Source organism: Streptomyces sp. CNB091 (genome assembly GCF_000377965.1).
Genome location: NZ_KB899012.1, coordinates 32,787 through 50,959 on the forward strand (window position 1 = coordinate 32,787; position 18,173 = coordinate 50,959).

Sequence of the window (18,173 nt, forward strand, 5' to 3'; positions counted from 1 at the left end):
CCGACGGAATCGCCCGCCCTGGCCGCGACGGGATGACGATCTCGAGTTCTTCGGCACAGGCGAGAAGGGCAGACGGAAGGACAGACGGAAGGACACCGATTCGTCTGCTCACCTGTCTCCTCCACAACTGAGCATATGCGGGCCGCCCGAACAGGAGAGCGGTCACCCGGCTGACCCGGCGCGAGAAGGATTCCCGGATCTCTTCGCCAAGCCGCATGAGGAGTGCGCAAACAGACGGCGGAATCCGACGACGCGCGGCGCACTCGGTGGACCCGGGACGGCCCGGCAGCTCCCAGTGACAGCCCGCCTGCCCGTCCGCGCCCGGCCGAGCGGCTCACCAGGTCGACGCGATCAGCGGCATCGCGCGCATCCGGTCCGGTAAGGGCTGTCCCGTGCTGCCCGGTTTCACTCCCGTCGCCGCTGTCGTCGGCAGTGCGACGCGTACCGCCCGACCACACACAGAACCCTCTCTGCGTCGGATCGGCGACCAGGTAAGGAATGTGACGGCGTATCCACCGAAGTAAGCGGAGTAAGCGGAGTTTCCCGGCCGTGACCACCCCGACGACGAAATCCAAAGCAGCCGGGTTGCCCACTCCTTCGATGATTCTTTTCACCCCCGGCCGCTTTCCGTGCCGCCCTCCCGCAATGCAAAGATCTCTGCGGCGCCGACCGCCTGACCCGTGGGCGGTGCAAAAGAGGCGGCCTCGCCAATTGAGAAGCAGCGAGGGCCTGTTCATCCACAAGTGGGGGAAATCTTCATGCGCAGAACCAGCACGCGCGGCATCGCACTGTCCGCCATCGCCGTCCTCACCAGCGGTGCCCTGCTCGCCACCGTGGCGCCCACGGCTACGGCCGCCGTCCCGGCGCAGCAGCGGGCGACGGCGCCGGCGGCAGCAGAGGAAGTACCGCCGCTCACCACCGAGCAGCGGCAGTTCATCGAGGAGGGCATGGGCCCGGAGGCGATGGCCGAACTGGAAAGGGCCATGAGCCGGGGATCCTCCGGCAGCGTGCAGCCCCGCGCGTTTCCGATCGCCGCCGCGGCCATCGCGGCCGCCGCCTGGTGCGCGAAGGGTGCGCTGGCGTCCATTCCCACCTCGGTGCTGAGCGATATCGGGGCGGGCAAGGCATCCAGCAAGAAGACCTACGTCCGCAATGCCATCATCGGATGCATCGGCGGGGAGATCGGCGGCGTCGTCTGGAAGTTCCTGCCCGGGTGGGTGAAGGACAAGGCCGTCAACATGGTCATCGCCTTCATCATCAAGTACGTCCGCTGAGGGCCGTTTCGCCGCTCCCGGTGGTTCAGCGCGCGGCGTCGGATGCGCGTGATCGCAAGCCCGCAGGGACATCCGCATACTGGATGTACGGGGATGTTCCGACAGCGCGGCGAGGTGCCGCGGCCGTCGTCGCGAGCCGGCCGGGAACAGCGCGACGGACCTGCGGCAGGGCACGACAGAGCACGAGGTACACATGGCCTACCTGTTCCTCTTCGGCTGCTTCTTCCTGCTGGTCGTCGTCAGTTCGCTGGCAGCCCGCACCGGCTACCGGGGCAAGGTGTGCGACGGGACCGTCGGCTACGAGGTCCCGGCCGAGGTGAAGGCCGACCCCGCACTGCGGAAGCGGGCGAACGACCTGGTGGCGTTCTGGTGTACCGGTGTCGCCGCACTCGGGGCCGCGCCGCTGGTTCCCCTGGGCATCGTCATCATGAGCGGTGGCGGCCGGTCGATCTCGACCTGGGGGCTCGCTGCCTTCGCCGGGTACGCCCTGATCATCGGGATCGTCGGCGGCTATCCGTTCGAGAAGATCAAGCAGCTCGGGGCCTCCGCAGGTCGGTGAGCGCAGGCGGTATAACCCGTGAGGGTCCGAGACCGGAAACCGCCTCAACCCCTCACGGGTGCGCCCCTGGCACCTCCGGGGCCCGGCCTCCCCGTGCGGTCCGGTGCGAGGGCTCCGGCAGGCGCAGCTCTCGGCGTCCACCGCCGGACGGCTGACCGGGCACGGTCCACCGGGTGGGCGGAGCCAGGAAGCGGGGTGCCCGACGTGCGGCGGTCCCGCGGTCAGAACGTCACCGCGTCGCGGATCAGCGGGCAGGTCATGCAGTGCCCGCCGCCCCGGCCCCGGCCCAGCTCCGCCCCGACGATGGTGATGACCTCCACCCCGGCCCTGCGCAGCAGCGCGTTGGTCTGGGTGTTGCGGTCGTAGGTGAAGACCACGCCGGGCTCCAGCGCCACCGCGTTGTTGCCGCTGTCCCACTGCTGGCGCTCCGAGGCGTAGACGTCGCCGCCCGTCTCGATCACCCTCAGCCGGGGGAGGCCGAGGGCGCGGGCCACGACCTCGGTGAACGGGGTGCTGCCCTCGTCGGTGATCTCGATCCCGGGCGCCAGGTCGGACGGCCGCAGCGAGAAGGCGTGGACGCCGTCCATGATGCGCGGGTACAGGGTGACGATGTCCCGGTCCGCGAAGGTGAACACCGTGTCGAGGTGCATCGCCGAGCGCAGCTTCGGCATCCCGGCGACGATCACGTGCTCGGCCGCCCCCTGTTCGAACAGGGCCGCCGCGACCTGCGTGATGGCCTGGCGGGAGGTCCGTTCGCTCATGCCCATGAGGACGACGCCGTTGCCGACGGGCATGATGTCCCCGCCCTCGAACGTGGCCTGGCCCCACTCCTTCTCGGGGTCGCCCCACCAGACGGTGGAGCCCCGGAAGTCGGGGTGGAAGGTGTAGATCGTCTTCATGAGCAGGGTCTCGTCGCGCCGGGCGGACCAGTAGAGCGGGTTCAGCGTCACTCCGCCGTAGAGCCAGCAGGTGGTGTCACGGGTGTACAGGGTGTTGGGCAGCGGCGGCATCAGGTACTCCCGCGCCCCGGCCCCCTCGCGGGCGAGCGCCACGTACCCCGAGCGGAACGCGTCGGGAAGGTCGGCGGTGGCGAGCCCGCCGATCAGGTACTCCGCGAGCTGCCGCGGGGTCAGGGTCTCCAGGAAGGCGCGGGTGTCGTCGATCAGGCCGAGGCCCACCTCGTTGGCGGTGATCTTCCGGTCCAGGAGCCACGACCGGGCCTCGGGCACCGCCACCGTGGCGGCGAGCAGATCGTGCAGTTCGACGACCTCCACGCCGCGCCCGGTGAGCTGGGCGACGAAGTCGGCGTGGTCGCGCTGGGCGTTCTCCACCCACATCACGTCGTCGAAGAGCAGGTCGCCGGAGTTGGTCGGGGTCAGCCGCCGGTGGGCCAGTCCGGGAGCGCAGACCAGGACCTTGCGCAGACGTCCCACCTCGGAGTGGACGCCGAGGGCGGATGCGGGGGTGGTGCTGTTCACGGTGGGCCTTTCACTCGGTGACGGCGGTGTCGCCGGCGCCCACCATCGAGCCGACGACCATCGCGGTGAGCGTGAGGAGCGTCAGCTTCACCGCCGGGCGCTCCGCGGCCTGAGGTTCGGCGTGCGTCATGACGTTCCCCTGTCGATGCGGTCATCGGCCAACCAGGGAAAGCTAACAACTTTATGGAGCAAAACATCCCATATCCTCACCGGCGGGTGGTGCGCCGGGCCCTGGTCGCGAAGCTGAACACCACGGGTGGACCTGGCCCGTTCCGGGCCTACTGCCGACCGGCGCCCCGATCGGAATCTCCCGCCGCCGCCGCAGGTTTCCTCGATCGGGGCCATGAGAGAGGCGTCAGCGGGCAGAAGCAGTCTCAACTTGGGGAGGCTGTGATGACGTGTGACCGGATGGGACTGGCTGAGGTGCTGGCGGCGGCGGAGAGCGCGGCCCCGGTGGACTCGATCGATGTCGTGGCGCGCGATCTGCGCACGCGGTTCGGTGCGCGGTACGTGTCGTTCCTCTTCGTCGACGTGGTCGGCAGCCGTCTGCTGCGGGTCAACGACACGATCGGCGTCTCCCAGGAGCACCGGACCGAGAGACGGGCCGAGAGGGTCCCGTTGGCCGGCAGCGGCGTCTACGACAAGGTTCTGCGCGCCCAGAAGACGGTGCTGGCGGAGGAGGGCGGGCTGGGGCGGCGCGTGCTCGCGCCGGTCACCAACCGCGGTGACACCGTCGGTGTGCTGGAGCTGTACCTCGAAGTCGTGACCGAGAGCGTGCTGGAGCAGGTCGAGGAGGCCGCGCACGCGCTGGCGTACATCATCGTCACCGACCGCCGGTTCACCGACCTCTACCACTGGGGAAACCGCACCACGACGGTCAGCCTGGCGGCGGAGATCCAGCGGCAGCTCCTCCCGTCGGCCCCCTCCTGCGAGGCGTCCGAGTTCGCCCTCGCCGGAGCCCTGGTCCCGGCCTCCGACATCGCCGGCGACACCTACGACTACTGCCTCGACCACGACACCCTGCATCTGTCGGTCACCGACGCGATGGGCCATGACGTCGACGCTTCCCTCACCGCCACCCTGGTCGTGAACGCCTCCCGCGGCGCCCGCCGTGCCGGAGCGGACCTCGCCGAACAGGCCGGCCACATGCATCAGGCCCTCCTCGACCACGGGCGCCACACCTATGCCACGGGCCAGTTGCTCCGCATCGCCCTGGATGGAAGCGGCGCCCACATGGTCAACGCCGGCCACCCCGGACCGCTCCGCCTGCGCGACGGTACGGTCGAGGAACTGGGCCTGGTCGTCAACATGCCGTTCGGGTTCACCCCTCAAGGCTCTTACGAGGTACAGGAAATCGACCTGCGCCCCGGCGACCGTCTTGTGCTGTTCACCGACGGAATGCAGGAACGCGAAGCGGAGACGGTCGACCTGCCCGGCCTCCTGCTGCGGACCGCGGCCGAGCATCCGCGCGAGGTCGTCCGCACCCTGGTCGCCGCGGTGGCCGACGCCTATGGCGGCCGGCCGCCGAAGGACGACGCCACCGCCCTGTGTCTTGACTGGCACGGCCCTCGCGGCGGGATCCGCCGGTCGGACGCCTGAGTTCGAACGCTCCTCAGGGGAGGCGGGAGGCCCCCGTGGAGAAGTCCTACCCGCTCGCCGAGGCCGCCGCCGCGCACATCGACAGCCGGGCGGGCCATACGCGGGGCCGCCGTGTGCTGATCATCTGACCGGGAGGCACGTCACGGCCCGTAGGGTACGCCGGACACAGTGACAGCCACCGGCACGGTGACAGGGGACGGACGTGCTCGACTACGACGACGAGGCCCGGCACTACGACGCGACCCGGGGTGGTGAACCGAGGGCGCGGGCCGCGGCGGACGCGGTGGAGCGGCTCCTGCCGCAAGGGCCTTGCACCGTCCTGGACATCGCGTGCGGTACGGGCATCGTGACGGAACGGCTGCGGCGCCCGGGGCGGACGGTGGTGGGCGTCGACCGTTCGCCCGGGATGCTGGGCCTCGCCGCGCGGCGGGTGCCGGGAGGAGCCGTGCGGGGCGACGGCACACGGCTGCCCTTCGCGTCGGACACGGTGGACGCCGTCGTGATCATCTGGTTGCTGCATCTGCTGACGGACCCCGTGCCGGTCCTGACCGAGGCGGCCCGGGTGCTGCGGCCCGGCGGGGTGCTGATCACCACCGTCGACAAGAACGACGCGTACTTCACCGAGGACAGCGACATCGCCGAGGTCACGGCGGACCTACGCCGCCAGTACGCACCCCAAGTGCCCGACGCATCCGCCCGGTTGTTCAGTTGGGCGGCGGAACAGGGCCTGGGGGCAGCGGGCCGGACCCGGTTCCCCGGCACGGGGCAGGGCCGCAGCCCTCGCGGGTGGCGCGAGGTGATCGAGGCGGGCCGCATCTCCTGGTGCGCCCACGCGCCCCGGGACCAGGTGGCCGACGTGTGCCGGCGGCTCGCCGCGCTGCCGGACCAGGACGCGCCCCGCCCTGACCCGCTGTACGGTCTCATCGCCCTGAAGTCGTAGCGTCGCGGCTGCAGTTGGGAGCCACCGTGACCGAGGCCCCCGCACCGCTGGGTGACGGGGCGTGGGAAGATCGACCATGCCTGTGACCAACCCGTGGCTGGCCGGCCCCTCACCCGACAAGCGGCTCGATCGCGATCGGCTGGAAGAACGCATACTCAACCTGCTGTCGACACAGAACATGTGCGTGCTCGCGACCGCGGGCCCGGAAGGACCCCTCGCGACGCCTGTGCGGTACTTCCCCCTCGACTTCGCGGTGATGTTCAGCACGGCGCCCGGTTCCCCGAAGATGAGGAACCTCGCCGCCGACCCCCGTGTGTCGGTGGGCATCTTCGCCCCGCTGGTCGGACAGGCCAGCAGCCGGGGGGCCCAGCTCTTCGGGCGGGCTCGCGTGCTGTCCGAGGACGACCCCGACTTCGCACACTACTGGCCGGCCTTCCGATGGCAGTCCGACCACGTCGAGCGGTCACGCTCTCTCGACGAACCCCAGTCGGGCCCTCTCGTCGTGATCGACGCGGAGCGGATCGTCTATACGGAGCACTGGCTGCGGCGCGAGGGCTTCGCGCCGCGCCAGTTCTGGAGCAGGCCGGACCGGTAGTTCGGCCACTTCTGGACCAGGCCGGACCCGTAGCCCGGCCAGTTCTGGAGCAGGCCCGACCCGTAGCCCGGCACCTGCGTCAGAAGACGGACAGCCCGGTCAGCGTGGTGAAGCGGGCGAGGGCCGAGACGCCCGCCACCGAGTTGCCGCGCCGGTCGAGCCCCGGGCTCCATACGCACAGGGTGCACACCCCGGGCACGATGGCGATGATCCCCCCGCCGACGCCGCTCTTGCCCGGCAGGCCCACCCGATAGGCGAACTCTCCGGCCGCGTCGTACGTCCCGCAGGTGAGCATGACCGCGTTGACCTGCTTCGCCTGGCTGCGGGTGAGCAGCGCGGAGCCGTCGGCTCGAATGCCGTGCCGGGCCAGGAACCCCGCGGAGAGGGCCAGGTCCGCGCAGGACGCCTCGATCGAGCACTGGCGGAAGTAGGCGCCGAGCAGTTCGGGGACCGGGAGCGTGATGTTGCCGTACGAGGCCATGAAGTGGGCCAGCGCGGCGTTGCGGTCGCCGAAGGCCGCCTCGGAGGCGGCGACCTCCGGTACGAAGTCGATGGCGGCGTTACCGCTCTCCGAGCGCAGCAGCTCCCGCACCTGGCCGGCGGCGTCCCCGGTCAGCGCCTGGAGCCGGTCGGTCACCACCAGGGCCCCGGCGTTGATGAACGGGTTGCGGGGCACGCCGTTCTCGTACTCCAGCTGCACCAGGGAGTTGAAGGGATTGCCCGAGGGCTCCCGGCCGACTCCCCGCCATATCTGCTCGCCGTCCAGGGAGAGCGCCAGGGCCAGGGCGAACACCTTGGAGATGGACTGCGTCGAGAACGGCTGCTGCCAGTCGCCGACGCCGTAGACGGTTCCGTCCGGCTCCGCGACGGCCATGCCGAAGCGCCGGGGGTCGGCGCCGGCGAGCATCGGGATGTAGTCGGCGGGGGTGCCGTGGTCGGCGAGTGCGCCCATCTCCTCGGCGACGCGGCTGATGACGGAGCTGAAGCGGTACGCGTCGGCGCGCGGATCTGTACTGCTCGCCCGAGGGGTGGCGGAGGGGTGGGACACGGAGATTCCTGACGGAGAACGGAGAGAGGAGCGAGGAGGCCCGCCGGCGGAGCAGAAGCGGGCGGCGCCCCCTAGCGTCTCTCACCCGGGCGGCCGGGAATCGCCTCAGGTGGTGGTCACTGATCCGCGAGGAGGCCGGGCAGTCTGCGCATGTCGTCGAAGACGACGGTGCCGGGCCCTTCGAGGCGGTCCACGGGAGTCATTCCCCCGTCGTAGGCGAAGGCGCGCATGCCTGCGGCCCGGGCTGCTTGGAGACCGTACTGGCTGTCCTCGACCACGGCGCACGCCTCGGGCGCGACCCCCATCTGTCGCGCGGCGTGGAGGAACAGGTCCGGGGCCGGTTTGCCGTGCTCGACCTCGGTGGCGCTGAAGATGCGGCCTTCGAAGCGCGGGTAGAGATCGGTGATCCCCAGGGTGAAGCGCATCTTGTCGTGGCTTCCGCTGGATGCCACGCAGGTGGGGAGGTGCGTGAGCGCGTCGAGGGCGTCGAGCGCGTCGACGATGCCCTCGACGGGGGTGAGTTCAGCGGCGAGCGCATCGTGGTGGAGGGGCTTGAACTCTTCCTCCCAGTCGGCCGGCAGGCTGCGCCCGAGGTACTCCTCCATCTGCCGCGTCATCGACTGGCTGGAGCGGCCCATGAAGCGGTCGATGATCTCGGCTTCGGTGAGTTCCCATCCCAGCTTGGCCAGGACGAGTGCGTCCACGCGGACCGCGATGCGTTCGCTGTCGACCAGCACGCCGTCGCAGTCGAATATGACGAGTTCGATCGGTTGGATCATGCCCGCAGGATAGACGGGCCGCCCCGTCACGCGGCAGCTCAGCAGGCCGCCGTGTGAGCGGCGGCGTCCTCACGGTGGCCCGGGTTCTTCACTGGTGCTCCGCTGCGAAGGCATGGGCGACGGCCAGGCTGTCCTCGTAGACATGGTGCCGGGTGACGAGGCCGTCCGCGACGGTGAGGTGCAGAGCGAACCGCGCCCGGTAGGCACGCCCAGTGGGCCGGGCGGTCTGACGGATCACGCCCAGCACGACCGCGTCGCTTCCGTCGACAAGGATGCGCTCGATCTCGGTCGCCACCTGCTCCGGCACGTGGTGCTCGGCCAGCTCGCGATAGTGGGCGGCCGCGTCGGCCCGGGTGGACCGATGGCGGATCCACGGCGTGGCAGTACGGCCGTGCTCGGCCTCCGGCCAGGAGAGCTTCCAATCGCCCTGCTCGGCGTACATCTCGGCGATGCGCTCGGGGTCGCCCTCGCCGATTCTGCGCAGCAACTCCTCGATCACCGTGCGCGTGCTCGTAGACGTGGCTGTGGACATGACGACCTCTCCGTCCGGTCCGCGTCCTGCGACGCGGAGAGATCGCCAATCCTGCCAGCACGGGCACGCCAAGACGATGACCTCGGAAGTAGGACGAGCGGATCATCCAGATCCACTTGTTTGCGCGGCTTGAGGGCGGCGACGGCTTCGCAGGAAGCCCGCCGGGTCACCGTTCCGCTGCACGCCAACCTCGGCGGGCACACCGGCGTCCCGGAGTTCGAGCTGGACACCGGGCCCCGGTTCTTCGCCCGGCACATGCCGTAGAGGGCTCCGTCCAACAGGCTCGTGTGGACGGGCGGCTCCGGCAGTCCGGGCGCCACACCGGACGTCGATGGCCCAGGTCGTCCGGGGGGTGTCCCTACCCCGCGCGGACCAGCGGGCCCGACCTCAGGCAGGCCCGCTGGCCGGATGGATCAGCTGCTCTTGATCGCGGAGGCTGAGCAGGTCGAACATGCTCAGCCGATCGGAGAACCAGTGTTCCGCTTGAAGTCCTCACGCCGTACGGTGGCGCGCGCCGCCGCGGTCCTCCTGGCCGGAGCGGCGTGCGCCGCCACGATGACCGGCAGCGCGGGAGCCATCGTCAACGGCACGGATTCCACGCAGCGTTACCCGTCCATGGTGTCGATTCCCGTGACGGGTGCGGACGACCCGACGTTCAAGGGGGTCTGCGGGGGGTCGTTGATCGATTCCCGATGGGTGCTCACGGCTGCCCACTGTGTGGACCCGAGGCTTGTCACCCTGGACGGCACGGTCAGGGTCGGCAGCGAGTGGAAGGACTCCGGCGGCATGGTCCGGTCCGTCGCGAAGACGGTGTCCCACCCGGGCTACCGGAGCGGCGAGAACACCGGCCCCAACCGCGACGACATCGCCCTGATCCGTCTGAACCGCCCGGTCGCGGAGAAGCCCGTCCGCATCGCCGACCGTCCGGGGCGGCCCGGCACCCCGACCCGGATCCTCGGCTTCGGCAGGACCGACGACGCACCCGACGCCCCGTGGGTCTTCCCCGACCGGCTCCAGGAACTCGACACCCGCCGGGGCGCGATGACCGACTGTGCACCGGGCTACGCGGACAGCACCCGTCTGTGCACCGTCAGCCGGATACCCAACGCCATGGCGTGCAACGGCGACTCGGGCGGCCCCCAGCTCCAGCGGGACCGGAAGGGGCGCTGGGAGCTCATCGGCGTCACCTCCGGTCCCGGCGCGCCGGGCGTGCGTTGCAGCGATGGGCCGGGGCTCTACACCAGCGCACCCGCCTACGCGGGCTGGATCCGTGAGGCGATAGGCCGCCACGGCTGATTCGAGGCTCCGCCGTCATGGTCGCCGTCACCGTCCGCCCGCGAAGTGGACGGTGGCGGCGACGGCGAGCAGCAGGAAGGCGCCCGGGAAGGCGATGTTGTGGAAGACGCGGGCGCGGACGTGGGCCAGGACCGGTCCTCCGTGGAGAGGACGTCTCCCGGGCGCTGATGGTCCTGCTGGTCCGGCTGACCCCGCCGCAGCGGGTCGCGTACGTCCTGCACGACCTGTTCTCCACCCCGTTCGACCGGATCGCGGAGGTGCTGGGCGCGACCGTGCCCGGCGCCAAGCAGCACGCCAGCCGCGCACGCCGACGCCTCGCCCCGGCACGGCAGGGCGCGGAGGAGACCGGCCGAGCGGATCAGCGGATCGTGGACGCCTTCATGGCGGCGGCCCGGACCGGGGACACGCGCGGGATGATCCAGCTGCTCGCGCCCGACAGCGTCCGCGACGCCGAGGCGGCGCGGCCTGCCGCACGGCAGCCCCACCACAGTGACCGGCGCAGCCGACATCGCCGCCGAGACCGCGCGGTTCCGCGACCGCATCCGGGCGGCCTGCCCCCTCACCGTCAACGGCCGGCCGATGTACGTCATCGCGCCCGGCGGCCGCCCCTTCGCCACGATCGAGATCGACACGGCGGGCGGGCAGGTCACCCGCATCATGCTGAGGGGGGCACGGGCCGACGATCGTTTCGGGGCCATTGAGCCGCTGACGGCCTGGCTGACGCAAGGAGTCGCCCCATGACCGACACCGCCCAGGAGCGGCGTGCCCTCGCCGAACGCCTGACGCAGGCGGGCGTCCTCGTCAGCTCCCCGTGGCGGGCGGCGGTGGAGGCTGCTCCCAGCGAGCTGTTTCTGAACCCCGGTGTGTTCCTGCCCCCAGCCGGACCCTGGTCTACTTCTTTCCACCCCGTGCTCATGCCAACGCGCCGGCGGCACGGAAGACACGGCAGCGGACCCGTCTCCCGTGCCGCCGCTCAGGCACGGGAGACCCGGATCACCCGGTACTCAGGCCGATGGGCGGTGTTGTACGGGACGCTGGACCGGACCCCCAGGTCGACCGGCTGGCCCTGCTCCACGTTCTCCTCGGTCACGGTGTAGGTCAGGGGGATGTAGTCCGGATCACCGGCGTGGGCCTCGTTGATCGCGTCGATGTTGTTGATGAGCGTCTGTCCGAACCCCTGGGTGGGCTCGTTGTCGGTCAGCACGGAGGCATGGCTCGACGGCCCCATCACATGCTCCAGACAGGTGGCGAGGTCGTTGGGCGGCGCCAGGTGGACCCAGGGGCCCGGGTGCGGCACGAAGATGTCGGTGTGTGACCGGTGGTGGCCGAACTCGGTGATGGAATCCCTGTTCGCCACCACCGACCCGGCGGCGAGCCCCTTGCTCAGCGATTTACTGTCGAGGATCCCCTGCGCCACAGCCGTCATGTCCGGGTCGTAGGCCGACACACCGCCCACGCGCTCCCCCGCGAGACCGACCAGGAAGTCGGCCTCCTGCGGGGCGATGACATTGATCGCTCCGGTGACGGCGTTCCGCGACATCGTCATCGCGTCGTCCTGCGTCAGGTACTGGTCGTCGTCGGCCGCCAGCGCGGCCAGCCGGTCCACCATCTCCTGGGGAAGCCGGCCCGCGTAATGCTCGCGAGCCGCCGCCTCGGTCTCCAGGTACAGTTCCTCGGTCCCGCCGTTGTCCACGGAGTCGTAGACGAGCCGCTGGATCTGCGGCCCCCCAGGGGTCGCGGCGGACTGCTGTACGTCCTGCCGGTGCCCGCACCCGGCACCATGCCGGTGGTGCTCCTCCCCCTGCACCTGGCGCTGCATGGAGGGCTGGGCGTACGCGTGTCCGCTCTGCTGGAGCATGCGCAGCACGGCTGCGTTCCCCACCGAGCGCTGAAGGCCGAGGATGCCGACCTGGCGGGAGGGAGCGGGCGTCCGGGGGGCCGGGGTGTGCCTGCCGGCGGCCCGGCCGACGGAACGTTCATACTGGGTCAACGGGCTTATTCCTTCCACGAAGCGGCACAGCCCATGGAACATGCCCGCCGTCGCCCCCGCCAGCTCCGGCGGGGCAGTCTTCGGGCAAGCTTCCCGGCCCTTCCGTCCCCGCCGGACCGCCCGCCCGTCTCAGTGGCGGTCGCGCGTCGAAGGCGTACTCCAGGAACTCCAGGACGTAGGCGGCGGCATCGAGCACGCGCGCCGCGTTCTCCGAGGCGGCGCGCTCTTGCACCTCCAGGTGATCCACCACCAGTTCTCTGCCTGAGAGTTCCGCTTCCCAGACCGAGCGACCGGTCCCCCACTGCGCGTGTGCCAGACGCTGAATCCCTCGACGCACGAGCGGTCGAGGTTCGGGCTCGCGCCCGCTGAGTCTGTGGTGGCCATCCCAGGGCGCCCCTTCTCTCCGAACAGCAGGATGCCCCAGTGGGCGCGGCACGGTGGGGCATCCTGCTGCTCGGTTCGGCGTCAGACGGCGTCGAACGCCCCGCCCCGGGCTCCCGTGACGAATGCCGCGAAGGCGGGGCCGGGGACGGCGATCACGGGGCCGTCCACAACCTTGGAGTCACGGACAGGGACGATGCCGCGCGTGGCGGCGAGGTTGGCGGCGACCTCGATGCAGTCGCCGCCGTTGTTGCTGTACGAGGACGTGAACCAGCACGTGGATTCGGGCATCACAGGTGTCCCTTCGCCGCAGGAAGCACCACCATGCACGATGTGGTCGGGCGGGCACCAGAGGGCCTCGGGGCGGTCACGCGTCGAAGGCGTACTCCAGGACGTAGGCGGCGGCATCGAGCACCATCTCGTTGACCTCCACGACACGGCCCCCTTCCGCGAAGGCCGTCCGGCAGATGAGCATGACGGGCGTCCCGGCCGGAAGCCTGAGCTTCGCGGCCTCCTCGGGCAGCGGCATGCGTGAGCGGATCTCCTCCCGGAAGTGGACTGGGCGATGGCCCAGTTCCGCGAGCCGCGCGTAGATCCCACCGGGCCCCGTGTCCGGCTCGGTGATGGCCGAACCCTCGACCAGCGACGCCGGGAGGTACGACGTCGAGAGCAGCACCGGCTTCCCGTCCAGGACGAACCGGCGGCTCCTGATCCAGACCCGCTCACCGTCGAGACCGAGCACGCGCGCCGCGTTCTCCGAGGCGGGGCTCTCCCGCACCTCCAGGCGATCCACCACCAGGTCTCTGCCTGAGAGCTCCGCTTCCCAGACCGAGCGACCGCCACCCCACTGCGCGTGTGCCAGACGCTGAATCCCTCGACGCACGAGCGGTCGAGGTTCGGGCTCTCGCCCGCTGAGTCGGTTGTGGCCATCCCAGGGCGCCCCTCTCTCCGAACAGCAGGATGCCCCACTGTGCACGGCACAGTGGGGCATCCGGTTGCTCGGTTCCTCAGACGGTGTCGAACGTCCTGCCCCGCACGCCCGCGACGAAAGCCGCGAACGCGGTGCCGGGGACGGCGACCACAGGCCCGTCCACGACCTTGGAGTCACGGACCGGGACGATGCCGCGCGAGGCGGCGAGGTTGGCGGCGACCTCGATGCAGTTGCCGCCGTTGTTGCTGTACGAGGACTTGAACCATCGGGGGGATTCGGTCGTCACAGGGTGCCCTTTCGCAACTGACTGATCTTGGCCACAGACGCCGTCTGCGACAGCGACGCGCCCTGGAGTTGATGGTAGGCCGTCAGTATGGGGAGAACGAATGAGCTTTCCCGATCAAGGTGTCCCTGCGTCTGCGACTCGGCGTAGCAGATCACCGACCGGTCCGGCAGCGTCAGAATGTTGACCGGCAGGTCGAACGTCCGCTGTTCACCGATCTCGTACGGGGCCACCTGGAGCAGCGTGTTGGGCAGTTCGGCGAACTCCATCAGCCGGTCCAGCTGCGCATTCATGATGTCGGAGCCGCCCACCGGACGACGAATACAGCTTTCGTCCATGGTCACAAAGAGCATGGGCGGCTTCGGCCGCACCAAGGCCGCCTGGCGCTCCGCCAGGAAGGCCACCCGTTCGTCGGCCTGCTCCGCCGTGATCGCCCCGCGCTGTACGGCACTGTCGGCCAGGACCCGTGCGTACTCCGGCGTCTGCAACAGTCCAGGGATGATCCCGACTTCGTAGAGCCTGATCTCCACCGCCCGGCCCTCGTAGCCCACGTACTCCGGGAAGCCCTCCAGCAGGGTCAGGTCCTTCATGGCCTGGACCATGCGGCTGAACTTGTCGCCGGTCCCGAGCGCTCTGTCAGCGCTCCTCGCGAAACGGGGAGTTGGAGAGCGACGACCAGTTTCCACGGCCGAAATATGCGTCCCTGAGCACCCCATGCGCCCGGCCAGTTCGTCCTGCGTCCAGCCGCGCGCGTCTCTGGCCTGCCTCAACTGCAAGCCGAAGGAGACGTCCGGGTCATCGGGGTCGAGCTGCTTGCGATTCACCATGTCGAAGCCCTAACTATTCGAGCACAGAGCGCAGGTTGAAGACGTTCCGACCCTAGGTCACGCTGAATCGCCCCGGTAGCCGAACGGCTACGGAGAGGAGCGAACGATGTACGGCGAGAACGTACGCCCGAATACACCCACGCCCTCCAACACCTCCGCCCCCGCCCTCGGAACCCTCCTGGTCGACACCACCCGCGCCGACCGCGTGGGGGAGTTCCGAGGGGTCGCCGGCCCCTACTGGTCGCTGCGGCCCGTAGGGGGCGGCGCGGAGTGGGAGGTCGAGCCCCGCCATGTGCGGCCCGCCATCCTGATAGAGCAGCTCCGCGCCCGTACCGCGCGCCTCAACGCCCGTAGCCGGGGTGAGGTCCTGTGAGCCCGCGCCCCCTTTCCCGGTTACGGGCCCGGCTCGCCCAACGCCGTCACCGGTACGCCCCGCCGCTCGCCGAGCTCGTACGCATCGAGTCGGACCCCGCCTACCGGGCTCTGTTCTGGGCAGAGTTGGACGCGGCCATCCAGGAACGCTTCGCGAGCCGCGCCGCCGTCGTGGCCGACGCCGAGGCAGCGGCCAACCGGCTGCGGGAGCTGATCCGGCACGGCGGCCCCGGGCGGTCCGCATGACGTGCGCGGCGGTCTACACGGCCGAGGTCACCTTCTCCGACGGGCAGCGGTTCGCCTCGCTCGGCAGGGTCGCCGTACGGAACCGGCGGCTCGTCCTCCTCTGGCTCCGGCGGCAGGCGCTCCGCCTGGCCAACGGCCACGGGCTGCCCGTCGTGGCCGAACCCATAACGCCGCCGACCGGCGACGTGAGCCCGGTCCGCTTCCACGGCACCGACGCCCCCGAGGAGTTGCGTCGCTGGGCCACCGGCAGTGCGCATCAGGACCACGCCATACGGGCCCTGGAGGCCGGGTTCCCCGCGCTGTTCACCGTGCTCGACCCCGCCGTCGGGCTGAGCCTGACGCTCGCCGGGTGGCGTGGCCGCCCGGCCGACCGGTAGTCCCGCCGCCCGAAACGGAGTTGAACGCCGTGCTCCAGTGCACCGCCGTCACCCTTCTCCCTCCCGAAGCCGTACTGCGGCTCCTCACCCCCGGGGTGGAGGAGCCGGACGGTCCGGAGCCGTACGTCCTGTGCGAACTCGGCGAGCACGACGCCCCGCACACCGAACACGCCGCCTACCTCCGGCCGGGCCGGACGCCCGACTCACCGGCCCAGTGGTTCTTCTGGACCGGCGGCGGGCCCGAACGCGTCCACCGGACCGACCGCGCGCCCTGGTGCCCCGCCCTCCTCCGCCGGCTCGACACGGACGTCGTGCGGCGGTGCTCCTTCTTCGACCACCACACCGCGCCCCACTCCTGGGACGTGGACGATCCGCTCGGCGACCTGCTCGCGGAGCGGCTTGTACCCGGCGACTCCCCCGAAGGGTGACCCGTACCCATGAACCAGTGCACCGCCGTCGCGCTACTGCCGCCCCCGGAGCACGTGCTCGCCCTGTCGGTCCCGGATCGCCGCCCGGAGGCCGGATACCTGCTCTGCGAACTCGGGGAGGGCCACGACGAGACGCACGCGACGATGCTGTGGGACGAGGGCGGGCGGCCGGGAAGCGCCGTCTGGGCGCGGTGGTACGCGGGGCAGGTAAGGCTGCTGCCGCTCCCCTGGTGCGCGGTCCGCGACCCCCGCAACACGGACGCGGCCTGCGGTCTGTTCGCCGGGCATCCGTCGGGGCACGACTGGGAGGTCGTGGACCCCACCGATGAGGCGATCACGCGGGAGCTGGCGCGACGGCACCCGCATCTGTTCCGCCGGTGACGGACGGACGGGCACCGGGCCCGCGAGGCCCCCCGTACCACGTCGACGGCGTCGGCGACCACGTCCGGGGGCACAGGCCGCGCCAACGACTCCACCGCTGCCAGGACTCCCTGCCCGCTCGGTGCGTACGTCCGCCGGTTCTCCCCGTCGGTGGCCACCGCTGCCCCCCGGTCATAGCCCTGTGAGACCACGGAGCGACCGCTCTACAGCGCCGGGTCCGGGCATCGAAGGCCAGGGAAGGCGGCAGGGGTCGCCCAGCCGCGCAGTACGGCGTCAATCGTTGACCGGAACGCGGTCTCGGCTGCGGTGCCGTCGAGGCCGTCGGCCAGTTCGAGGGTCACGAGCCCGTGCAGGGCGACCCACAACGAGACGGCGATCAGTGTGGTGTCGCCCGCGAGGATCCGGTCTCCCACGGCACGGTCGATCGCCGCGACCAGCGGTCGCACCGGGTCTCGGTCGCCGACCCAGGTCGAAGGTACGAACGACTGTGCGCCACCGAACAACACCACGTACAGGTGGCGGTGTTCGCGTCCCCATTGGCGATACGCCACGGCCAACGCGCGCAGATCCTCCAGGGCGGCCTCCGAGCCGGGAACGGCCGTCAGGTCCTGCAACAGGCCGGCGACCGCCTGCTCGCGCACCTCTCGGATCAGCCCGTCCTTGCCCTGGAACAAGGTGTACACCGCCGCCGTCGACGTTCCGGCGGCGGTGGCCAGCGCGCGGACCGTGACCGACTCCTGCGGGCGGGTGGCGAACATCTCGGTCGCGCATGTGACGAGCCGTTCTCTGACGGCGGCGTCGTTCGTTCTCGGCCTTCCCATGGGGAGCAGTTTACCCATGCTGATAACATCGTTTTAAAACAGCGTTCTGAAACTCTGGGGAGCTCACCATGCCACCGTCCGTCCTACGCCCCTTACGCCTTGTCGGCCACCTGCTCCGAAGTCACAAGTAAGCGAACAGACCCATCGCAGCGCGACCGCGGCCCCGCGTACGCGCGTGGGCCCGGATCACGGATGATCCGGGCCCACGGTCGTACGGGACGCGGGACCCACGGGGTTCCCGCTCAGCTACCGCTCGGGCGGCGCTTGAGTGTCAGCTCTGTGCGGGCGAGGCGTCCTGCTCGCCGGGCTCGGCGGCGGCAGTGGCGGCCGCCTGGGCCTCGGCGCGCTCGCGCATCTTGCGCACCAGCTCCTGCTTCTTGTCCTCGGCGGCCTTGCGGTCGGCGCCTCGCGCGGAACCCGCGCCCTGCTGTTCGGCGCGGGACAGCTTCTTGCGCTGTCCGCCGACGCCGAGGAGGTTGTTGCGGCTCTTGGCCACGGCGTTCTCCCATGTGTGGAGGTGAGGTTGACGTAATCGGACGATCGAGATCGATCCGGTGGGCGACGGGTGCTGCGACCCGTCGCGCTCTCACTCGTAGATCTGGAAGAACGAAGACATGCGGAAACCGTACCCCGCCCCACGAACACCCCGCACCAGGTTTTCCGGCCGCCTGGGGCCGCTCCCCGATCCGACCCGATCCGAACCGACCGGACCCGGCCCGACCCGAACCAATCGGACCCGACCCGGCCCGACCCGAACCGACCGGACCCGGCCCGGCCCGGCCCGAACGAGCGGCCCAGGTCTCAGGCCGTGGGGTCGACCGTCGCCTGATGAGCCTCGGCCAGGTGCTCCTCGGCCTTCAGCCAGGGCAGGAACTGCGCCGGGCGCTGCCACGCGCAGGTGGAGCACGTCAGCTGGCGCGTCACGCTCGACTTCCTTACCTGCACGACGTGTTCACGGCCGTGCTGGTCCCATCTGCTGACCTTGCTGGTGGTGCTGGACGGCATCGCGTACCTCCCGGAACGGCGGCGGGGGCTC

At 70.6% G+C, this 18,173-nt stretch carries 24 protein-coding genes and 3 pseudogenes; 15 read left to right on the top strand and 12 right to left on the bottom strand.

What is annotated here, in order from left to right; genetic code table 11:
* Window positions 1-758: 758 nt before the first annotated feature.
* The gene (locus D581_RS0131810) at window positions 759-1,274 is read left to right on the top strand and encodes a hypothetical protein (RefSeq protein WP_018961165.1); all 516 of its coding nucleotides are present in this window, start codon (window positions 759-761) and stop codon (window positions 1,272-1,274) included.
* 193 nt (window positions 1,275-1,467) lie between these two features.
* On the top strand, window positions 1,468-1,833 hold the full coding sequence (locus D581_RS0131815) for a hypothetical protein (protein WP_018961166.1): 366 nt from the start codon (window positions 1,468-1,470) through the stop codon (window positions 1,831-1,833).
* Between the two features lie 221 nt (window positions 1,834-2,054).
* Here the strand turns inward: D581_RS0131815 and D581_RS0131820 are convergent, their stop codons facing one another.
* Window positions 2,055-3,311 (bottom strand): arginine deiminase, encoded by a 1,257-nt coding sequence (locus tag D581_RS0131820; protein WP_018961167.1) that lies wholly within the window; start codon window positions 3,309-3,311, stop codon window positions 2,055-2,057.
* A gap of 393 nt (window positions 3,312-3,704) precedes the next feature.
* Between D581_RS0131820 and D581_RS0131830 the strand changes: the two genes are divergently transcribed.
* The 4 genes and pseudogenes from D581_RS0131830 to D581_RS0131845 all read left to right on the top strand — a co-directional run bounded on the left by D581_RS0131830 (window position 3,705) and on the right by D581_RS0131845 (window position 6,445).
* On the top strand, window positions 3,705-4,910 hold the full coding sequence (locus D581_RS0131830; RefSeq protein ID WP_018961169.1) for a PP2C family protein-serine/threonine phosphatase: 1,206 nt from the start codon (window positions 3,705-3,707) through the stop codon (window positions 4,908-4,910).
* 14 nt (window positions 4,911-4,924) lie between these two features.
* Window positions 4,925-5,038, top strand: a pseudogene (locus tag D581_RS1000000141005) (zinc-binding dehydrogenase); the annotation flags it as partial.
* A gap of 74 nt (window positions 5,039-5,112) precedes the next feature.
* The gene (locus tag D581_RS0131840) at window positions 5,113-5,850 is read left to right on the top strand and encodes a class I SAM-dependent methyltransferase (protein ID WP_018961171.1); all 738 of its coding nucleotides are present in this window, start codon (window positions 5,113-5,115) and stop codon (window positions 5,848-5,850) included.
* A 76-nt stretch (window positions 5,851-5,926) separates the two neighbouring features.
* On the top strand, window positions 5,927-6,445 hold the full coding sequence (locus D581_RS0131845; protein WP_026291092.1) for a pyridoxamine 5'-phosphate oxidase family protein: 519 nt from the start codon (window positions 5,927-5,929) through the stop codon (window positions 6,443-6,445).
* Window positions 6,446-6,524: 79 nt separating this feature from the next.
* On the opposite strand, the gene D581_RS0131850 is transcribed toward D581_RS0131845, so the two are convergent.
* From D581_RS0131850 to D581_RS0131860, 3 genes are all read right to left on the bottom strand, one after another.
* Window positions 6,525-7,493, bottom strand: a complete 969-nt coding sequence (locus D581_RS0131850) for a glutaminase (protein ID WP_018961173.1) — start codon at window positions 7,491-7,493, stop codon at window positions 6,525-6,527.
* Window positions 7,494-7,609: 116 nt separating this feature from the next.
* Window positions 7,610-8,272: an HAD family hydrolase gene (locus D581_RS0131855; protein ID WP_018961174.1), complete on the bottom strand. Its 663-nt coding sequence runs from the start codon at window positions 8,270-8,272 to the stop codon at window positions 7,610-7,612.
* An 88-nt stretch (window positions 8,273-8,360) separates the two neighbouring features.
* Window positions 8,361-8,804 carry a nuclear transport factor 2 family protein gene (locus D581_RS0131860; protein WP_018961175.1) on the bottom strand — a complete coding sequence of 148 codons (444 nt, stop codon included), beginning with the start codon at window positions 8,802-8,804 and terminating at the stop codon, window positions 8,361-8,363.
* 120 nt (window positions 8,805-8,924) lie between these two features.
* On the opposite strand from D581_RS0131860, the gene D581_RS1000000142345 reads away from it, so the two are divergent.
* The 4 genes and pseudogenes from D581_RS1000000142345 to D581_RS1000000142355 all read left to right on the top strand — a co-directional run bounded on the left by D581_RS1000000142345 (window position 8,925) and on the right by D581_RS1000000142355 (window position 10,841).
* On the top strand, window positions 8,925-9,068 hold the full coding sequence (locus D581_RS1000000142345) for a hypothetical protein (protein WP_486585901.1): 144 nt from the start codon (window positions 8,925-8,927) through the stop codon (window positions 9,066-9,068).
* A 144-nt stretch (window positions 9,069-9,212) separates the two neighbouring features.
* The gene (locus D581_RS0131870; protein WP_018961177.1) at window positions 9,213-10,100 is read left to right on the top strand and encodes a serine protease; all 888 of its coding nucleotides are present in this window, start codon (window positions 9,213-9,215) and stop codon (window positions 10,098-10,100) included.
* Between the two features lie 167 nt (window positions 10,101-10,267).
* Window positions 10,268-10,357, top strand: a pseudogene (locus D581_RS1000000142350) (sigma-70 family RNA polymerase sigma factor); the annotation flags it as partial.
* Between the two features lie 232 nt (window positions 10,358-10,589).
* On the top strand, window positions 10,590-10,841 hold the full coding sequence (locus D581_RS1000000142355; RefSeq protein WP_018961178.1) for a hypothetical protein: 252 nt from the start codon (window positions 10,590-10,592) through the stop codon (window positions 10,839-10,841).
* Between the two features lie 232 nt (window positions 10,842-11,073).
* Here D581_RS1000000142355 and D581_RS1000000141450 read toward each other — a convergent pair whose 3' ends face one another.
* From D581_RS1000000141450 to D581_RS0131905, 5 genes and pseudogenes are all read right to left on the bottom strand, one after another.
* A complete protein-coding gene (locus D581_RS1000000141450) occupies window positions 11,074-12,090 on the bottom strand; it encodes a hypothetical protein (RefSeq protein WP_026291094.1) in 1,017 nt (338 codons plus the stop codon).
* A 465-nt stretch (window positions 12,091-12,555) separates the two neighbouring features.
* Window positions 12,556-12,762: a DUF397 domain-containing protein gene (locus D581_RS0131890; RefSeq protein WP_018961180.1), complete on the bottom strand. Its 207-nt coding sequence runs from the start codon at window positions 12,760-12,762 to the stop codon at window positions 12,556-12,558.
* A 76-nt stretch (window positions 12,763-12,838) separates the two neighbouring features.
* Window positions 12,839-13,363: pseudogene (locus D581_RS0131895) on the bottom strand (GntR family transcriptional regulator); the annotation flags it as partial.
* A gap of 115 nt (window positions 13,364-13,478) precedes the next feature.
* Window positions 13,479-13,688: a DUF397 domain-containing protein gene (locus D581_RS0131900; protein ID WP_018961182.1), complete on the bottom strand. Its 210-nt coding sequence runs from the start codon at window positions 13,686-13,688 to the stop codon at window positions 13,479-13,481.
* A complete protein-coding gene (locus D581_RS0131905; protein WP_018961183.1) occupies window positions 13,685-14,512 on the bottom strand; it encodes a Scr1 family TA system antitoxin-like transcriptional regulator in 828 nt (275 codons plus the stop codon). Before D581_RS0131905 ends, D581_RS0131900 begins: the two co-directional genes overlap by 4 nt.
* A 106-nt stretch (window positions 14,513-14,618) precedes the next feature.
* Between D581_RS0131905 and D581_RS0131910 the strand changes: the two genes are divergently transcribed.
* Genes D581_RS0131910 through D581_RS0131930 form a run of 5 tightly spaced genes read left to right on the top strand, consistent with a single transcriptional unit; the run spans window position 14,619 to window position 16,316 of the window.
* Complete coding sequence (locus D581_RS0131910; protein ID WP_018961184.1) at window positions 14,619-14,885, top strand: hypothetical protein; 267 nt, start codon at window positions 14,619-14,621, stop codon at window positions 14,883-14,885.
* On the top strand, window positions 14,882-15,130 hold the full coding sequence (locus tag D581_RS0131915) for a hypothetical protein (protein WP_018961185.1): 249 nt from the start codon (window positions 14,882-14,884) through the stop codon (window positions 15,128-15,130). The genes D581_RS0131910 and D581_RS0131915 overlap by 4 nt, the downstream gene beginning before the upstream one ends.
* A complete protein-coding gene (locus D581_RS0131920; protein WP_018961186.1) occupies window positions 15,127-15,507 on the top strand; it encodes a hypothetical protein in 381 nt (126 codons plus the stop codon). The genes D581_RS0131915 and D581_RS0131920 overlap by 4 nt, the downstream gene beginning before the upstream one ends.
* A 29-nt stretch (window positions 15,508-15,536) precedes the next feature.
* The gene (locus D581_RS0131925) at window positions 15,537-15,935 is read left to right on the top strand and encodes a hypothetical protein (RefSeq protein ID WP_018961187.1); all 399 of its coding nucleotides are present in this window, start codon (window positions 15,537-15,539) and stop codon (window positions 15,933-15,935) included.
* Between the two features lie 9 nt (window positions 15,936-15,944).
* Window positions 15,945-16,316 (top strand): hypothetical protein, encoded by a 372-nt coding sequence (locus D581_RS0131930; RefSeq protein ID WP_018961188.1) that lies wholly within the window; start codon window positions 15,945-15,947, stop codon window positions 16,314-16,316.
* Between the two features lie 203 nt (window positions 16,317-16,519).
* Here D581_RS0131930 and D581_RS0131935 read toward each other — a convergent pair whose 3' ends face one another.
* From D581_RS0131935 to D581_RS0131945, 3 genes are all read right to left on the bottom strand, one after another.
* Window positions 16,520-17,137: a TetR-like C-terminal domain-containing protein gene (locus D581_RS0131935; protein ID WP_018961189.1), complete on the bottom strand. Its 618-nt coding sequence runs from the start codon at window positions 17,135-17,137 to the stop codon at window positions 16,520-16,522.
* A 271-nt stretch (window positions 17,138-17,408) separates the two neighbouring features.
* Complete coding sequence (locus D581_RS0131940; RefSeq protein WP_018961190.1) at window positions 17,409-17,633, bottom strand: DUF6243 family protein; 225 nt, start codon at window positions 17,631-17,633, stop codon at window positions 17,409-17,411.
* A 305-nt stretch (window positions 17,634-17,938) separates the two neighbouring features.
* Window positions 17,939-18,142: a hypothetical protein gene (locus D581_RS0131945; protein WP_018961191.1), complete on the bottom strand. Its 204-nt coding sequence runs from the start codon at window positions 18,140-18,142 to the stop codon at window positions 17,939-17,941.
* Window positions 18,143-18,173: the final 31 nt, after the last annotated feature.